Annotated in this window: 14 protein-coding genes; 9 read left to right on the forward strand and 5 right to left on the reverse strand. The window is 68.6% G+C overall.

Annotation, left to right across the window (positions count from 1 at the left end; translation table 11 throughout):
• Positions 1–29 precede the first annotated feature (29 nt).
• The 4 genes from AC2EWF_RS14135 (at position 30) to AC2EWF_RS14150 (ending at position 2,976) form a co-directional block, all read left to right on the forward strand.
• Positions 30–1,325 (forward strand): hypothetical protein, encoded by a 1,296-nt coding sequence (locus tag AC2EWF_RS14135; protein ID WP_483640022.1) that lies wholly within the window; start codon positions 30–32, stop codon positions 1,323–1,325.
• Between the two features lie 169 nt (positions 1,326–1,494).
• Positions 1,495–2,046 (forward strand): hypothetical protein, encoded by a 552-nt coding sequence (locus AC2EWF_RS14140; protein ID WP_483640023.1) that lies wholly within the window; start codon positions 1,495–1,497, stop codon positions 2,044–2,046.
• Between the two features lie 65 nt (positions 2,047–2,111).
• The gene (locus AC2EWF_RS14145) at positions 2,112–2,498 is read left to right on the forward strand and encodes a VOC family protein (protein WP_483640024.1); all 387 of its coding nucleotides are present in this window, start codon (positions 2,112–2,114) and stop codon (positions 2,496–2,498) included.
• A 100-nt stretch (positions 2,499–2,598) separates the two neighbouring features.
• A complete protein-coding gene (locus AC2EWF_RS14150; RefSeq protein WP_483640025.1) occupies positions 2,599–2,976 on the forward strand; it encodes a hypothetical protein in 378 nt (125 codons plus the stop codon).
• 157 nt (positions 2,977–3,133) lie between these two features.
• Here AC2EWF_RS14150 and fusA read toward each other — a convergent pair whose 3' ends face one another.
• Positions 3,134–5,173: an elongation factor G gene (gene fusA / locus AC2EWF_RS14155; protein ID WP_483640026.1), complete on the reverse strand. Its 2,040-nt coding sequence runs from the start codon at positions 5,171–5,173 to the stop codon at positions 3,134–3,136.
• Between the two features lie 436 nt (positions 5,174–5,609).
• Here fusA and AC2EWF_RS14160 point away from each other — a divergent pair, with 436 nt between their 5' ends.
• The 5 genes from AC2EWF_RS14160 (at position 5,610) to AC2EWF_RS14180 (ending at position 9,798) form a co-directional block, all read left to right on the forward strand.
• Positions 5,610–6,425, forward strand: a complete 816-nt coding sequence (locus tag AC2EWF_RS14160) for a hypothetical protein (protein ID WP_483640027.1) — start codon at positions 5,610–5,612, stop codon at positions 6,423–6,425.
• A gap of 81 nt (positions 6,426–6,506) precedes the next feature.
• Positions 6,507–8,483, forward strand: coding sequence for a hypothetical protein (locus AC2EWF_RS14165; protein ID WP_483640028.1), 1,977 nt, complete (start codon positions 6,507–6,509; stop codon positions 8,481–8,483).
• 19 nt (positions 8,484–8,502) lie between these two features.
• Entirely contained in the window at positions 8,503–8,991 is a 489-nt protein-coding gene (locus tag AC2EWF_RS14170) for a GFA family protein (RefSeq protein ID WP_483640029.1), read from the forward strand.
• 41 nt (positions 8,992–9,032) lie between these two features.
• Positions 9,033–9,446: a DUF4019 domain-containing protein gene (locus AC2EWF_RS14175; RefSeq protein WP_483640030.1), complete on the forward strand. Its 414-nt coding sequence runs from the start codon at positions 9,033–9,035 to the stop codon at positions 9,444–9,446.
• Between the two features lie 70 nt (positions 9,447–9,516).
• Positions 9,517–9,798 (forward strand): hypothetical protein, encoded by a 282-nt coding sequence (locus tag AC2EWF_RS14180; protein ID WP_483640031.1) that lies wholly within the window; start codon positions 9,517–9,519, stop codon positions 9,796–9,798.
• Between the two features lie 381 nt (positions 9,799–10,179).
• On the opposite strand, the gene AC2EWF_RS14185 is transcribed toward AC2EWF_RS14180, so the two are convergent.
• The 4 genes from AC2EWF_RS14185 to AC2EWF_RS14200 form a co-directional block, all read right to left on the reverse strand.
• Entirely contained in the window at positions 10,180–12,450 is a 2,271-nt protein-coding gene (locus AC2EWF_RS14185) for a xanthine dehydrogenase family protein molybdopterin-binding subunit (RefSeq protein WP_483640032.1), read from the reverse strand.
• Positions 12,447–12,983, reverse strand: a complete 537-nt coding sequence (locus AC2EWF_RS14190) for a (2Fe-2S)-binding protein (protein WP_483640033.1) — start codon at positions 12,981–12,983, stop codon at positions 12,447–12,449. Before AC2EWF_RS14190 ends, AC2EWF_RS14185 begins: the two co-directional genes overlap by 4 nt.
• Before the next feature lie 49 nt (positions 12,984–13,032).
• Positions 13,033–14,355 (reverse strand): APC family permease, encoded by a 1,323-nt coding sequence (locus tag AC2EWF_RS14195; RefSeq protein WP_483640034.1) that lies wholly within the window; start codon positions 14,353–14,355, stop codon positions 13,033–13,035.
• A gap of 127 nt (positions 14,356–14,482) precedes the next feature.
• Complete coding sequence (locus tag AC2EWF_RS14200; protein WP_483640035.1) at positions 14,483–16,405, reverse strand: S53 family peptidase; 1,923 nt, start codon at positions 16,403–16,405, stop codon at positions 14,483–14,485.
• Between the last annotated feature and the right edge of the window lie 175 nt (positions 16,406–16,580).

Below are 16,580 nucleotides of genomic sequence, written 5' to 3' on the forward strand. Positions count from 1 at the left end.
GAAAAACTAGCGAAAGAGGATTGCGCAGCATGGAAACATACTTGGCGTGGGGCTTCAGTGGTAATCCCTTTAATGTCAGGTCGCTACCGCCGAGTGATCTGGGTGCTGAGCTCTTGGTGGGCCGATCGGCAGAGCTTGCGCTTCTGACGCGGCGTATCAACAATCCGCCAAAGCTTCCGACGCTGGAGGGGATGAATGGCGTTGGCAAAAGCAGCATTGTCAACGTGGCAGGATTTTCATGCTTCAATTCTTTCTTGGAGGATCCTGAAAAGTCGCTATACATTCCGTGTAGGAAAATATTTCAATTTACCACTTATTCAAATCGCGATTCTTTTATCATGGAAGTTCTCCTGGAGGTCGCCCAAACTCTACTAGATTATACCGCGCGCATTGAAGGCGACAGGCTTAAGAGTGTTGTTGAAGCAACGGGGCTCAGGAATTGGCTTAATGCCCCGCAAATGCGAGGTGTTCAAGGTAGCTTTGGGCCGATTGGCGCAGGCTCTTCAGTAGAGACGAATACTGGTGACGGATATACCCTCTCAGGATTCCCAAGCGCAGTTAAGAGCATTCTGTCAAGAGTTTTCCCCGGTGAATCTTCGGGTGGTATTATTTGCGTCATTGACAATCTTGAGTTATTGCAAACTTCGGAAGCCGCAAGAGACCTCTTAGAGGCGCTGCGAGATGAACTCTTCAATGTTCAGGGCCTGCGCTGGGTGCTCTGCGGCGCGCTAGGGATTGTTCGCGGAGTTACTGGCTCCCCTCGTCTCGACGGAATGATGTTTGAGCCAATTGACGTAAAGAAAATCCCTGACGAGTCCGTGGGGGAGATCTATCTGTCGCGTCTCGAAGCATTTCGGCATACTGGGACGCCCTACTTGCCTCTACTCAAAGTAGACTTTGTACGGCTTTACCAAATTCTTCTTGGCAACATTAGGGCGCTCTTGGGTCACACGGATGAGTTCTGTCAGTTTATAAGTGAACAGAACCTTCACCCGACATTGGATGCGGAAAAGACTGCTGCGTTTTCATCGTGGCTCGCTGATAAATGTCGCTCGGCGTACGACTCTGCTAGGGCAACAGTCGGAACTCGCGCCTGGGAGGTATTTAACGATGCAGTCATTCTTGAAGGGCTATTTGCGCCGAGTGACTTCGAGCATTTTCGGTTTAACAGTTCACAAGCATTTAGGCCGCATGTAAAAGATCTGGAGGATGCAGGTTTAGTGGTAAGCACAAAGGATGAAGGTGATCGGCGGCGTAAAACTATCCAGATAACGCCTCGTGGATGGTTGGTCAATCACCATCTCGGAAGTGGAGCCACTGCTTAAGGGCGGAGATGTTAGGTAAGCACATCCTGCTCGGGGGCTATTATGAAGCGCGTTGCCGGCATCCGAGGCATCTTCTCCAAGGCCGGGGGCGCGATGGCAAAAAGGGGGGGTAATAAAAAGCATAATTGCCTACTTTCATAAAAACTTAAGTCTTCCCAAGGATGCTGGCATGGCAAAAACAATTTTCGAGTTGAAGTGGCACTGGATTAAGTTCGGAACTACAGAAACATGGTCAGTTGTGCTGGGAAAGCTTAAAAGCCAGGGCATCAAAGAGCATCATCTAAGTCGCTGCGTGTACTCCATCCGCTTGGCGGCCAAGTTTGGAATCAAGTACCCCAATGGCGTTTCTCCAACGCTTTATGTTGGCGAAGGTAGGCTGAAACAGCGAGTCGAGTCGCATCGCAAATGGCTGAGGGAAATGGAGAAGACCTTTGGTTCTTTAGGTCTTCAGCTTGCGGTCGCGACACCTCGTGTCCAAAACAACAAGGTGGCTTACAAAGAGGCGGAGGCGGCGCTCATTCAGCACTTTCTAGAAAAGTACCATTCTGCACCATTTAAAAACTCGAATATCGAGTACCAGAAGTTCGGACACTCCTTCACCAAGGCAAGCCTTAATGAAGCGCTCACGCCAGGAAACGGCGCTCGTTATCACTGGGCGGTGGAGCCAACGCATATCAACCCCTTCCGTGACGTCTTTCGCAAGACCCACCGAACGGGCTAACCCCTCCTGTATGGATCGGTAAAGGGATCGTAAGTAATTCAGCGCATGTTGCTCGGAGGTTTGGCATGAAACGCGTTACCGGTATAGGCGGCATCTTCTTCAAGGCCAGGGATCCGAAGGCCCTGGCCGAGTGGTACCGGGTCCACCTGGGCGTACCGGTCCAGGCGTGGGGTGGGGCGGCGTTCCGCTGGGCGTCGCCGGACAACCCGTCCGGCACCGGGACGACGGCGTGGAATCCGTTCGCGGCCGACACGGACTACTTCGAGCCTAGCCAGGCGCCTTTCATGGTGAATTACCGGGTGGCCGATCTGCACGCCTTGTTGGCTGCCCTGCGCAGCGAAGGCTGCAACGTGATCGACAAGGTCGACGAGTCGGAATTCGGCAAGTTCGGCTGGGTGATCGATCCGGAGGGCAACAAGGCGGAGCTGTGGGAGCCGCCGGCCGGCCGGTGAGCCGGAGCAAGGGGAGCGGCACGAGCAAGCCCATTGCGGGCAAGTCGGGGCAGGGTGTTGCGCCTGCCCGCACGTCATTCAAAACCGATCAGGGGGAGTCATGGAAAATCCGTATCAGAGTCCGGATGCCGTGGTGGAAGACCGGGAAAAGCCGAGCTCGTCGCTGGGCGACGTGGCGTCCGGCCAGAAGCTGGTGATCTACGCGATCCTGCTGTACTTCCTCGCCGCCGCGCTGCGCACTGCGGTCGGCCCCATCGCCGCGCTGGCCTTGCTGGCCTGCCTCGTCATGTCGTGGGTCGGCATCTACAAGATCGCACGCGGCCTGGAGTATCCGATGGGGTGGCGGATCGTGCTGCTGGTGCTGATGCTCATTCCGCTGGTGGGACTGATCGAACTGCTCGTGCTGAGCTCCAAGGCCACCTCGCGGCTGCGCAGGGCGGGCTATTCGGTGGGCTTGCTGGGAGCTCGGGATTACTAGGCACAGGCTCGCCGATCCGGGCCGAACTCAAGCAAGATCGCGTGCCTGATGTCGAAAGCGGGCTTTCCTGCCCGCTTTCGACTCGCCGGGCCAAGGCCCGGCTCCGATGGATCAACCGCGATCGCGGTTGATCCACGTGCGGTCCATCCATGGAGCGCTAGTCCTCTTCGACCTTCGGTCGCCACGCCTCGCTAAGCTGCTTCTGCACCGGCGCCGGCACCGGCTCGTAGTGGCTGAGGTCCAGGCTGTAGCGGCCGCGGCCGCCGGTCATGGCCTTGAGTTCGGTGGGGTAGTCGGTGAGTTCGGCCAGCGGGGCCTGGGCCTTGATCATCAGCTCGCCGCCGCGCCGGCTGTCGGTGCCGAGGATGCGTGCGCGCTTGCCGGCGAGGCCGCCGGTGACGTCGCCCACGTCGCTCTCCGGGATCGCCACTTCCACGTCCACGATGGGTTCCAGCACGATGGGGCGCGCCTTGCCCACGGCGTCGAGGAAGGCCTTTTTGCCGGCGCTGACGAAGGCCACTTCCTTGGAGTCGACCGGGTGGTATTTGCCGTCGTACACGGTGACGCGCAGGTCCTGCAGCGGGTAGCCGGCCACCGCGCCGCGCTCCATCGCCTGGCGCACGCCTTTCTCGATCGCGGGCAGGAAGGTGCCGGGGATCACGCCGCCCTTCACCGCGTCCACGAATTCGAAGCCGGCGCCGCGCTCCAGCGGCTCCACGCGCAGGAACACCTCGCCGAACTGGCCGGCGCCGCCGGTCTGCTTCTTGTGGCGGTGGTGGCCCTCGGCCGGCGCGGCGATGGTCTCGCGGTAGGCGATGCGCGGCGGGTGGGTGAGCACCTCCACGCCGTAGCGTTCGCGCATGCGCTCCAGCGTCACCTTGAGGTGCAGCTCGGAGAGGCCGCGCAGCACGGTCTCGTTGAGCTCCTTGTGGTGTTCCAGGCGCAGGCAGGGGTCTTCCTCGGCCAGCCGCGCCAGCGCGTTCGCCAGTTTCTGCTCCTGGCCCTTGTGTTTCGGCTCCAGCGCAAGGCCGAACATCGGCTGCGGGAAGCGCATCGGTGCGAGGTGGATGCGGTCCTCCTCGTGCGCGTCGTGCAGCACGGCGTCGTAGTGGATCTCCTCCACCTTGGCCACCGCGGCGATGTCGCCGGGCACCGCCTGCTCGATCTCCACGTGGTTCTTCGCGTTGACGCGGAACAGGTGGCCGACCCGGAACGGCTTGCGGCCGTCGTCGACGAACAGCTGCGCGTCGCGTCGCACCGTGCCCTGCCACACGCGGAAGATGCCCAGCTTGCCCACGAAGGGGTCGTTGACGATCTTGAACACGTCGGCGATCACGTGCTGCGCCGGGTCGGCGTTGACGGTGATCGCCTCGCCCTCGCCGTTGACGAAGGGCGGCGGGTTGCCTTCGGCGGGGTTGGGCAGCAGGCGCTCCGCGACGTCCAGCAGCTCGGCCACGCCGGTGCCGTTGCGCGCGCTGACGAAACAGATCGGCACCAGGTGCCCTTCGCGCAGGCATTGCTCGAACGCGTCGTGCAACTGCTCGCGGCTCAGCGCGGCCTCGCCGTTGTCGAGGTAGGCGCCCATGGTGGCCTCGTTGATCTCCACCACCTGGTCGAGGATGCGCTGGTGCGCCGCGGCCAGCGAGGAGAAGTCCGTGTGGCCCTCGGTGTGGAAGAAGCAGTCCAGCACCTGCTTGCCACCTTGCGCGGGTAGGTTCACCGGCAGGCACTCGGGGCCGAACTCGTCGCGCAGCGCCTCCACCAGCGCGCCGAGGTGGGCGCCGTCGAAATCGATCTTGTTGACCACCAGCACGCGGGCGAGGCCGCGCGAGCGCGCGTGCTCCATCATGCGGCGCGTGCCGTGCTCGATGCCGTTGACGGCGTTCACCACCACCATCACGGTTTCCACCGCGGCGAAGGCGGACAGCGTGCCGCCGCGGAAGTCGTCGTAGCCGGCGGTGTCGATCAGGTTGATGTGGCAGCCGCCGCGGTCGATGCCGGCGAGGCAGCTGTCGATGGAATGGCCGCGCGCCTTTTCCTGCGCGTCGGTGTCCGACTGCGTGGTGCCGCGCTCCACCGAGCCCTGCGCCTGGATCACGCCGCCGGCGTGCAGCAAGGCCTCGAACAGCGTGGTCTTGCCGCTGCCGGCGTGGCCGGCGAGCGCGATGTTGCGGATGCTTTCCGTGGTGTAGGACACGATGCGACCCTCCTCTTGCAGAGGTGCGGGTCGCATCGGCATGAGCGGCGCCGCACGGAACCGCGCGTGGCGGCTGACGATGGCGGGCCGTCATGGTCGTCCGGGCGCGGACGCGGGGGCGGTCATGGCGGGTGAGTCCGGCGATGGTACGTCGCCGCGGGGTTAGCCGCGCGTCAACGCCGGCCTGGCCGGGTGCGGGAACCGCCGTGCGGCACTGCGGTCTTGGGGATACGGTTCAAGCAGCGCCGTCCATACTTGCCCATTCCCCCGGCGCAAAGGCATTCCCATCGTCCACCGCACGCAGGTCGCAACCCGCGTCACGCCGCCGCCCCGCCCCGACCGGGACGGCACGCTCGCGCTCGACATCGCGACCGCCGAGCGCCTGCGCCAGCTGCGCTGGCGCGAGCCGCCGCGCGGCTACCGGCTGGCGTGGCTGGTGCTCGCCGTGGTGCTGTTGCTGCACCTGCTGTTCGCGACGATGGTGTGGCTGGCGATGCGTCCGCAGCCGTCTCGGCAGGGGCCGGCGGCACCGGTCGCCGATATGCTGGAGGTGCGCTTCATTCCCGCCGCCACCGCGCCGGCCGCGAAGCTGCCACCGCCCGTTTCCATGCCGCCGCCGGTGCGCGCGCCGTCGAGGCGCACCGCCCAGCCGGCGGCGCGGAACGCGCTGAGCGTGCAGTTGCCGGCGCCCGCGCCCGCAGCCAGCGTGGCCGCGCCACGACTGTTCGACCGCAACGGCCAGGCGATCCTGCCCGCCGCCGGCAGCACGTCCGAGCCCGAATACGTGCAGCGGCTGCCACAGGGCGACACGCGGATCATGCGGCACGACAGCCCGGTGAAATACCAGGCCACCCGCTTCGACAAGGACTGGGGCAACGGCACCACCAATGCGATCGACGACGTGCTGCAGAAGGCGGTGAACAAGACCACGGTGAAGCACACCTTCCATCCGCTTCCCGGCCTCCGCATCCATTGCGCGGTCTCGCTGGCGATGCTGGCCGGCGGTTGCGGCGGCGATCCGCCGCCGCCGCCTTCGCCCAAGGACGGCGACGTGCGCCTGAACATGGCACCGGCGCCGCTGGCCCCCAATCCGAACGCGGCGAAGCCGCCGCCGCTGTCGGCATGTATCGCGCTGTATCGTGCCGGCAAGCCGCTCGCCAGCGGCTGCCCCAGCGACACGCCGATCCGTGCGGTGGACGAGGAGCTGCGCGAGCAGCGCGCGAAGCGGCCGAGGCCATCGGCGGGGCAGTGAAGTTGCGCTGCGGATGCCCTGATCGGCGTCGGCCGCGCCAGGGTCGATCAGGGCATCCTTCGTGCCCGCTACACTCGCCGCATGCCGCCGCCCACGGATCCGAACGCGCCGCGCCCGCCCGCCCAGCGGCCGGCGCAGGTGCTGCTGAACTCGCCGCTGGCCGCCTCCTCGCGCATGCTCAACCAGCAGGCGCGGAAGCGGCCCCGGCCGCCGGTGCTGTGGCGGCGGGTGTTCGCGCTCGCCGGCAGCCTGCTGGTGCACCTGGTGTTCCTGTTCGCCTTCATCCTCGGGCCGGCCTGGGAGCCGCCGCCGGTGGGCGAGGCGCCGCCGGCGAAGCTCACCCTGCGTTTCATCGAGCTGCCCGAGCTGGCGCCGCCCCCGCCGCCGAAGGGTGAGCCGCCACGCCGGACCGGACCGGTGCACCAGGGGCATGCGGCGGCGACCCCGCGCGCGGCCGTTGCGGCGAATGCCAGCGCCGCACACCGTGTGCCGCATCCACCTGCCGTCGCGGCGCAGGCCGCGGCGGTCCAGCCCGCGAAGGCGGCCGCCGCGCCGGTGCCGCCGCCCAGCCTGCCGCAACCCGCCCCCACGCCGCAGTTGCAGCCGGTGCCGCTGGCGAACCAGCCGCCGCCGGTGACGCTGCCCACGCCCAGCCTGCAGCCGCCGGTGCCGCCGAAGTTCCAGCCGCAACCGGTGCGCGCGCCTCAGGCCGAAGGCAACCAGCCGATGCCGCCGCCTCCTTCGCTGGCGCTGCCGACCCTGCCGCCGCAGGCGCCGCCGACCATCGCCGCGCCCAGCGTGGCGCTGGACCGCGTGGCGCCGGCCACGCAGGCGCCAGCCATCGCGCAGCCGATGCATGTGGACCTGCCCGCGGCGCCGCCGGCGCCCGAACTGCAGGCGGTGCCGCTGCCGGCACAGGTCGCGCCGCAGGTCAGCCTGCAGGCCGCCGTCGGCGTGCCCGCGCCGAACCTGCCGCAACACCTGCCCAGGCTGCAGGCGCCCGCACCGGTCCAGGCCGCGGAGCAGCCGCTCGCCGCGATACCGCAAGCGGCGCCTGCCACGCCCAGCGTGACGCCGGCGCCCAAGGCCGCGCTGGAGATCGCCAACGACCAGGCGCTCACCCGGATCAGCCTGCCGTCGCCGGTGGCGCTGTCGCCCGGCGAGAGCACGCCGGCGCCGGCCAGCGCCGCCACCGCCGCACCCGCGGCCGCCGCGTCCAGCGCCTCGAACGAGGCCGCCAGGCCGGGCGAGACGGGTACGCCCGACATCAGCGCCGCGCCGAACGCGAATCCGCAGGGCAGCGACACCGCGCGCCCCGGCGAACCGCAGGGCAGCACCCGTGCCAGCGAGACGGCCGCGGTGCACGGCAACGGTCCGCCGGCCTCGCATGGCCTGGGGCACGCGACGACGGGCGCCCCCGGCAAGGGCGAGGGCAAGGGCGAACAGCCCGGCACGCACGAAGGCAGCGCGACGGGCACCGCGGGCACGGGTGCCCAGTCCCCCGGCCAGGCACCGCCGGGCAACGTGCCGGAATACGTGCAGCTCAAGCCCACCGGCGACACCGCGGTGATGCGCCACCAGGTCAAGGGCATCAGCTACAAGCCCACCCGCTTCGATCCGTACTGGACGCCCGAAGGCGAAAGCTCGATTGACACCGCGCTGCGCCACGCGGCGGAAAAGACCACGCTGCAGCACACTTTCCACCTGCCGCGCGGCATCCGCATCAAGTGCAAGGTGATGCCGCTGGTGCCGGTGGCGCTGCTGGGCTGCGGCGGCGCCGACTCGCCGCCCGCCGCCGCGGCGCCGAAGGTCTACGACCGGCTCAACCTGCCGGCCGTGGCCGGCGGCAGCGTACCCAGCGTGCCGCCGCCCGCACCGGCCGCCAGCGCGGCGCCGCCGGCGCGCGTGGTGCTGGACAACAGCGTGCAGTGCGCCGAGGCGCGCGTCGCCGGCGGGCCGCCGCCGCCCGGCTGCCCGCCGACCGGGCCAGTGGTGAAGCGCTACGTGCCCGCCACTTCGTCCAGCTCCTGGGTGCCGGCCAGCGACCAGTTCCATTGATCAGGCGGAGGGAGTGACGATGGGCGATACATCCGTGGATGCCTTCGACGGCGGCTGCGACTGCCGCGCGGTGCGTTACCGCATGACCGCCACGCCGCTGTTCGTGCACTGCTGCCATTGCCGCTGGTGCCAGCGCGAAACCGGCAGCGCCTTCGCGCTCAACGCGATGGTCGAGGCGGACCGCGTGCTGCTGCTGGGAGGCGAGCCCGAGCGGGTGGCGACGCCGTCCAGCAGCGGCCGTGGCCAGCGGATCGCGCGCTGCCCGCATTGCCGCGTCGCGCTGTGGAGCCATTACAGCGGCGCCGGCGACGCGGTCAGCTTCGTGCGCGTGGGCACGCTGGACGACCCCGACCGCTTCCCGCCCGACATCCACATCTTCACCGCCTCGAAGCAGCCATGGGTGCTGCTGCCTCCCGGCGTGCCGGCAATGGCGGAGTACTACGACCGGGAGCGGCATTGGCCGGCGGCGAGCCTGGCGCGCTGGCGGGTACTGCGGGCGCGGCACTGATCTGCTACAAGCATCCCGGGATAGGGAGGAAGGGGAAGCCGATGTCCGTGCGCCGTTCGCTGCCCGCGTTGCTGGCCGCCGTGCTGGCCGGGTGTTCCATGTCGGCCGACGTAGGGCTGGCGGAAAGGCAGGTCGTGCAGTTCCACCAGCAGTTGGATGCAGGGCAGTCGCAGCAGATCTACGCCGAGGCTTCGGATCGCCTGCGCAGGGCGACCAGCGAGCAGGACATGCAGAACCTGCTGGCCGCGGTGCACCGCAAGCTCGGCGATGTGAAGTCCAGCGTGCGCGGCGCCTGGAGCGTCCATGCCGGCACCACGGGCACCTTCATCTCGCTGTCCTACCAAACGCATTTCAGCGAGGGCGATGCCACCGAACGTTTCGACTACCAGCTCGAAGGCGACAAGGCCTTGCTGGCGGGCTACCACATAAACTCGAACGCTCTGATCGAGAAATAGGCGGTCGTGCGCAGCCCCCGGCATCTTTCGCCGCAGCCGTCGAAACTCCCGAATCAGCGAGCCTGGCATCATGCAGGTATCGGCGCTTTTCGTGCTGACGATGTTTCTCTCGTTTTTCGACGTGTTCTTCTTCGCGGCGCGCTTCGTAATCTTTTCGTCACGCTATTTCGACAAGAGCCATCCCGAGTACGAACGACTCACGATGGGCAACCAGCTCAATGCGGTGCTTTTCAGCCGATTGCTGACGGATGCCGGAAACCGTCAGCGAGCCATGGTCGGCAAGGTCCTCGGCGCGATATGGGGACTCTTTGTTCCTGCTGCGCTGATCGTGTCGGGGTTGGGGGCAAGGTGAATGTGTCCACGAGATAGTTCGCCTGCGGAGGGCTTTCGGACGCCTGCCGGCGCCCGAGCTACTTCTCTTTTGCTTGTCCAAAAGAGAAGTAGCCAAGAGAAAACGACACCCCGATGCGGCGCTCTCCGGGCATCCCGCCCTCCGAGTCCGTGAGGCGCGGCCGGGCTTTTCGGCCGGGCATCCTGCCCGGTCGAAAAGGCATCGCCGTCCATGGCGATGCCCGCTGCGCGGCCTGATCGTCCACGCCTCACCGCCGCACAGGGGCCCTCAAGAGCAGCGCGCTCCCGGCGCGCAGAAGCAACGGCCAGAGCGAAGCGCCACGGGACCCGGCTCCTGGCTCTCGGACGCGGCGCCGCATGGTCGTGTCGCGTATTGCCTACGTCACGACAGCCGCTGGAACTCCTTCATCAGCGGCAGCCGCCGCACGCGCACCGCGCTGACGCGGAACACCGCGTTGGCGAGCGCGGGGGCGGCGGTGGGCATGGCGAGGAAGCTGGCGCCGGTGGGCGGGCGGTCGCCGCCGTCGACCACGATCACGTCCACCGCGTTCGGCAGCTGGGCCATGCTGGCGAGCGGGTAGCTCTTCCAGTCGCGCTGCCGGACCTGGCCGTCCTTGGTGGTGATGGCGAGGTTGAGCGCGGTGGAGAGCGCGTCCAGCGTGGCGCCGGCGACCTGCCCCTCGAGGCCGAGCGGGTTGATCACGCGGCCCACGTCCACCGCGCAGACGACGCGCTCGATGCCGAGCTTGTCGCCCTGCAGCGAGGTTTCGATGGCGTGCGCCACGTAGGCGCCGTCCATGTGCCAGCAGGCGATGCCGAGGCCGTTGACGCTGCGCAGCCAGTTCTTCCACTCGATGCGGTCGGCGACCAGCTGCAGCACGTTGCGCAGGCGGCCGGTGTCGAGCGTGCCGCCGTTCTTCAGCGCGATCGTGCGCGGCTCGCCGAGCAGGCGCAGGCGGGTTTTCAGCGGGTCTTCGCGCAGCTGGTGCGCGAGTTCGTCGATGAAGCTTTCCGCCGCGAACGCGTTGGCGAGATGCGGCATCGCCCGGTGCGGCCCCCGCGGCAGCGCGGACTCCAGCGCGTACCAGTCGCTGCGGAAGTTCGGCACCAGGCCGGCGGGCAGCTGGTCGGGCAGCACCTCCGAGCTCCACAGCCGGTCGGCGGGCACGCCGCGGCCGCTGAGCGCGGAGGCGCTGGCGAGGCGCTGGTTCCAGGCGATCAGGTTGCGCCTGCCGTCGATGATCGCGCTGATCTTGTGCACGCTGGCGGAGCGGTACCAGTCGTGGGCGAAGTCCTGGTCGCGCGTCCACAGCAGGCGCACGGGCTTGTTCACCGCCTTGGCCAGCATCACCGCCTCGGCCACGTAGTCGTGGTCGAGGCGGCGGCCGTAGCCGCCGCCCACGCGCGGCACCCGGATCTCGATCTTGTCGGCGGCGAGGCCGGTGAGGCGCTGCGCCACGGCCCAGGCCTGCTGCGGCGCCTGGGTGGGCACCACGAGGCGGGCGTGGTCATGGTCGACGTGCGCGAGGCAGTTCATCGGCTCGGGACAGGCGTGCGCCAGCCAGGGCTGGTAGTAGCTGGCCTCGAAGCGGCGCGCGGCGTGCTTGCCGGCCTTGTCCACGTCGCCGTCGTCGCGCACCCGGGTAGTGGGCGCGGACTGGCTGTCGAGCAGGGCGGTGGCCTGCTGCTCCAGCGCGCCGCTGTCGGCTTCGGCGGTGGCGCCGGGCTTCCATTCCAGCTTGAGCTGGTCGCGGCCGGCGAGCGCGGCCCAGGTGTTCTCGGCCAGCACCGCCACCGCGGGCGCAATCACGGTATGGCCCGGCGGCTGGCCCGCCTCGGGCTTCAGCTGCATCACCTTGACCACGCCCTTCACCGCGAGCGCGGGCGCGGTGTCGATGCGCGCCAGCGAGCCGTCCGGCCACGGGCAGTGCAGCAGCACGGCGACCAGCGCCTCGGCCTCATGGTGGTCGATCGCGTATTTTGCCTGGCCGGTGACGATGGCATGCGCGTCCACGTCGCCGACCGGCCTGCCGATCAGGGTGTAGCGGTCCGGGGCTTTCGGCGCCGGCGCCTGCGCCGGCAGATCGACCTTGCCGGCGTCGTCGACCAGGCTGCCGTAGGTCACCCGGCGGCCGTCCGGCGCGATCACCGTGCCGGCCTCGCAGCGCAGGCGGTCGGCGGCGATGCCGAGTCGGCGCGCGGCGGCCTGGGTGAGCAGCCAGCGTGCCAGCGCGCCGGCCTGGCGCAGGTCGGCCCAGGCGGCGGGGATGGAGTCGCCGGTGCCGCCGCGCTGGCGGCCGTAGCTCCAGTGCGGCTGGCCGTTGTCGTTCGCACTGACGCCGAGGCCCAGCGGCACCACGCTGACGCGGTTCCAGTCGGCATCCAGTTCGTCGGCGATGATCAGCGGCAGCGCGGTGGCGACGCCGGTGCCGGTGTCGGGATCGCGCGCGCCGATCAGCACGTTGCCTTCGGCGTCGATGCGCACGTAGGCGCCCAGCTCCTGGAAATGGTTGCCCAGCCATTCCGGCGGCAGCGGCGGCTCGTCGGCGCAGGCCAGGCGCACGCCCACCACCAGCGCGCCGGCGGTACCGGCGAGCACCTGCAGGAAGCGCCGGCGCGACAGCCGGATGCCGGTCGGGGTGTTCGCGCTCATGCCTGGCCCGCCTTGCCGGCGGCGGCGCGCTTGATCGCGGCGCGCACCCGGGTCTGGCAGCCGCAGCGGCAGGTGTTGGTCAACTGGTCGATGTCGGCGTCCGTGGGTTGCGGCTTGCGCTTCAGCAGGTCCACGCCGGCGATCAGCCAGCCCGGCGTGCAGTAGCCGCAGCCGATCGCGTCCTCGTCGATGAAGGCCTGCTGCAGCGGGTGCAGGGCGCCGTCGTTCGCGGCCAGCCCTTCCACCGTGGTGACGCGCTTGCCGTCCAGCTTCGCCATCGGCTGGGTGATCGCGGATACCGGCCTGCCGTCCACCAGCACCAGGTCGGAGCCGTTCTCGCCGTGCGCGCCGCCGTACTTGGTGCCGGTGAGCCACAGCACGTCGCGCAGGTACCACAGCAGCGGCATCTGCGGGTCGCCGGTGTGGACGAAGTGCTCGCCGTTGATCTCGACCGCGATGCCGCTGCGCACCGCCGCGGGCACGATGCCGCCGTCCGGAGCGACCGGCACACCGTGGGCTTGGGCTGGCGCCATGCGGGATCTCCTCAAACGTGTCCGCGCATTGTGGCATTGCCGCGGGCGGCTAGGAATGCACCGCGCTGAACAGACGCCGCCAGATCCAGTACACCGGCACGCCGGCAAGCATGATCAGCACGCCGATGCCGGTGTTGCGCGGGCTGTCGTGCAGGCTCTGCAGCACGACCAGCGCCACCGTGCCGATGAACAGCAGCGGGGTCAGCGGGTAGCCGGGCACGCGGTAGCCGGGCGGGTCCCGATCGCGGCGGCGATACAGGAACAGCGTGGCCACGGCGATCGCGCAGGCCAGCCAGTCGCCGAAGGTGGCGTAGTCCAGCAACTGGCCGTAGCTGCCCGACAGCGCCAGCAGGATCGCCCAGCCCGCAAGCAGCAGCAGCGCGACATTCGGCGTGCGGTGGCGCGGATGCAGCCGGCCGACCACGCGGAAGAACAGCCCGTCCTCGCCCATCACCTGCAGCACGCGCGCGCCGGCCACCAGCGTGATGTTGCAGAAGCCCAGCGTGGAGATCGCGATGCCGACGGCGATCAGCTTCGCGCCCGTGCCGCCGGCCACGCGCTGCATGACGTCCGCCGCCGGCGTGTGGCTGGCGGCCAGCCCGGCGTGGCCCAGCACGGCGAGGTAGGCCACGTTGACCAGCGCGTAGGCGGCGATCACGACGAGCATGCCCAGCAGCAGCGCGCGGGGCAGGGTGCGCTGCGGTTCGCGCACCTCGCCGGCGAGGTTGTTGAGGTAGGTGAAACCCGAGTAGGCGAACAGCACCGGCAGCGCCGCGCCCATGAAGCCCGCGCCCGCGTGCGCCGGGTCCGCGGCGAGCACCGGCGCGCCCGCGCCGGCGAGGAACAGCCCGCAGGCCACCAGCGCCGCCACGGCCAGCAGCTTGAGCACGGTGAACAGGTTCTGCATCTGCACGCCCAGCCGCAGGCCGAACAGGTTGATGCCCGCCACGAACACCAGCGCCGCCACGGCCAGCGGTGTCGTCGCCGCGGCCGGCAGGCCGAACACCGCCGCCGCGTAGCTGGCGAAGATGGTGGCCACCGCCGCGGTGGAGCCGGAATAGATCACCAGCAGCATGGTCCAGCCGAACAGGAAACCCGCCAGCGGCCCGAAGGCTTCCCGCAGGTAGACGTAGCTGCCACCCGCCCGCGGCCGGCGCGCGCCCAGCTCTGCGTAACACAGCGCGCCAAGCAGGGTGAGCACGCCGGCGCCGACCCACATCGACAGCAGCGCCAGGCCCGAGCCGGTGCGCTGCGCGGCGATGCCGGGGTTGAGGAAGATGCCGCCGCCGATGATGCCGCCCATCACCACCAGCGCGGCGTCGCGCAGGCCCAGGCGGCGCAGGTAGCCGCCAGACGTCGGAGATGCGCTCATGGAAAACCGCCCCGGGAAATTGCAGGCGAGGATGGCGTGAGCCAGGTCATGCGGCAAGTCCCGGTGTCATGCGCGACGCCGGGACCTGCCGGGTGCCGGCCGAACGGGCGGCCGGCCGATGCGGGCCTCAGCGGCCGCCCAGGAACAGGTTGAGGTTGGCCACGTTGAGCGTGCCGATGCCCGAGCCCGGCGTGTAGTGCGGCGCACCGTAGTAGAACCAGTTGTCGCCCGCCCTCACGCTGTTGAAGGCCGACCACGGGCCGTAACCGAAGATGTTCTGCAGCAGGTACACCTGCGGATTCCAGAAGCCCACGCGGTGTCCCGTGCTCTGCGTCAGCAGGGCGCTGATGCCGTTGAGCTGGGGCGCCACGAAGCTGGTGCCGCCTTCGGCGATCACGCCGCCGTCGGAGCTGGACACCACGATGTAGCCGGTCTCGGGGTCCGCGTTGAGCGAGATGTCCGGCACGTTGCGGCCGCGGAAGTTGGCGGGCAGGTCGAGCAGCGGCGTGGGGCCGGCACTGGGGTCGTTGTAGACCAGCGACTGCTTGCGCTCGCTGCGCCGGACGCCGCGGGTGAACCACTGGTAGAACGGCTCGTTCCAGTACACGCTCACGCCGCCGCCGCCGCCGACCGAGAACAGCTGGGCACGCCAGCCGCCGGTGATCGGATGATTGGCGTCGAGGTAGGTCTGCAGGTAATCCCAGCCCCACACGCTTTCCTGCGTGAGCGAGGCGCTGGGGCCGCCGAAGAAGCTGTAGGTGTACGGCACGGTGGTGCCGCCGGCGGCGGTGATGTACGGATCGGAGGCGGGCGAATCCACCGTGAGCGGCGCGCTGAACTCGCCCGGGCCGGTGCCCGTGCCCAGCCCGCGCACGGTGTCGTAGGCGCCGGAGTCGCCGGAGGCGGCGAACACCGACTGTCCCTGCGCGGCGGCCTCCATCAGGACCTGGTGGAAGGCGCGCAGGTCACCCACGTCGCTGGTGTCGGTGATGCTGGCGCCGGGCGTGTTCAGCGCGGCGAAGTTGTAGATCTCCGGCGCGCCCCAGCTGGTGGAGATGCTGTCCGCCTTGTTGTCGGCGACCGCCTGCGCGAACGCGTCGATGAAGCCGTTGCCGGCGTTCGGTGCGTCGTACACGATGATGTCCGCCCACGGCGCGAGGCCGCCGGACTGTTCCACGTCCAGCGCGGTTTCGCCGCTGCCGCCGTCGATGGCGCCGCCGCCGTCCACGTGCACCTGGGTGATGCGGTTCGGCTTGGTGGCCAGGCCGATGGTGTCCCAGTAGGTCTGCGCGTCGGCCGGGTAGAAGTTCGACAGGGTCACGATCGCCACCGTCGAGCCTTTGCCGTTGATGCCGTGCTGGTAGAGGGGATTGATGTTGTACAGGTCAGCCACGTCGCCCACGGTGTAGTTGCCCGGCTGGCCGGTGGCGGTGGGGTTGCCGGCGGTGGTCTTGCTCAGCGCCTTCAGCGTGAGCGCCGGCTGCGGCGTGGCCGGCAGCTGGGGTGCGCGGATGCGGTGCGAGAGGAACTGCCGCTCGTTGCTGAGGCCGCTGGCGAAGATCACGCTGCCGGCGAGTGCGGCGGGCATCTGCGGCGCCGCCGCCGGGCGATGGAAGTGCCGGCCGCTGCGTGGCGAGACGTATTCGTGGATCGGCGTCTGGAAGATCGTGCCGAACTGGGCGAGCGTGCCGCTGGTCTCGATCGCCAGGTGGCTGGCCAGCACCGTGCCGCTCAGGCCGTGCTGGCGCAGGAAGGCCTGCACCCGCGCGATGTCCGCGTTGCTGGCGCCGTAGCGGCTGGCGAATTCGGCGGTGCTGAGGAACTGGCGGTAATGCGCGCTGCCGGGCGTGATGGTCTGCCGGATGTAATCCTGCAGCGCGGCCTCGTTGCGCAGCTTCAGCATCAGCGTGACATGCACGGGCTGGCTTGAAGTGGCCATTCCCATGTCGATGCTGGGCCGCACGTCGGCGGCGAAGGTGGTGCCGCCGACGCCTGCAAACAGCAGGGCGAGGCAGCCGGCCAGGGACTTGCGATGCAGCTTCGCGAACATTGCACTTTCTCCTGATGGCAAAGATTCGGGCGTGCACGGGCGACGACGCGTCGCCGCGACGCCTCACGGTCGTTCCGCAAGAGCGTTTCGTCGAGACGAGCAGTGAAATCCGGGTTTCCCCGCGACGCCGTCGGCCTCCCCCTGGCGACTGGCGTAGCGCCGCCGGGCGAGCCTA

Source organism: Rhodanobacter sp. sgz306013 (genome assembly GCF_057031145.1).

Excerpts from the sequence above, each read along its gene's own strand:
- AC2EWF_RS14135 (WP_483640022.1), top strand. The coding sequence starts at position 30 with ATGGAAACATACTTGGCGTGGGGCTTCAGTGGTAATCCCTTTAATGTC.
- AC2EWF_RS14140 (WP_483640023.1), top strand. The coding sequence starts at position 1,495 with ATGGCAAAAACAATTTTCGAGTTGAAGTGGCACTGGATTAAGTTCGGA.
- AC2EWF_RS14145 (WP_483640024.1), top strand. The coding sequence starts at position 2,112 with ATGAAACGCGTTACCGGTATAGGCGGCATCTTCTTCAAGGCCAGGGAT.
- AC2EWF_RS14150 (WP_483640025.1), top strand. The coding sequence starts at position 2,599 with ATGGAAAATCCGTATCAGAGTCCGGATGCCGTGGTGGAAGACCGGGAA.
- AC2EWF_RS14165 (WP_483640028.1), top strand. The coding sequence starts at position 6,507 with ATGCCGCCGCCCACGGATCCGAACGCGCCGCGCCCGCCCGCCCAGCGG.
- AC2EWF_RS14170 (WP_483640029.1), top strand. The coding sequence starts at position 8,503 with ATGGGCGATACATCCGTGGATGCCTTCGACGGCGGCTGCGACTGCCGC.
- AC2EWF_RS14175 (WP_483640030.1), top strand. The coding sequence starts at position 9,033 with ATGTCCGTGCGCCGTTCGCTGCCCGCGTTGCTGGCCGCCGTGCTGGCC.
- AC2EWF_RS14180 (WP_483640031.1), top strand. The coding sequence starts at position 9,517 with ATGCAGGTATCGGCGCTTTTCGTGCTGACGATGTTTCTCTCGTTTTTC.
- AC2EWF_RS14185 (WP_483640032.1), bottom strand. The coding sequence starts at position 12,450 with ATGAGCGCGAACACCCCGACCGGCATCCGGCTGTCGCGCCGGCGCTTC.
- AC2EWF_RS14190 (WP_483640033.1), bottom strand. The coding sequence starts at position 12,983 with ATGGCGCCAGCCCAAGCCCACGGTGTGCCGGTCGCTCCGGACGGCGGC.
- AC2EWF_RS14195 (WP_483640034.1), bottom strand. The coding sequence starts at position 14,355 with ATGAGCGCATCTCCGACGTCTGGCGGCTACCTGCGCCGCCTGGGCCTG.
- AC2EWF_RS14200 (WP_483640035.1), bottom strand. The coding sequence starts at position 16,405 with ATGTTCGCGAAGCTGCATCGCAAGTCCCTGGCCGGCTGCCTCGCCCTG.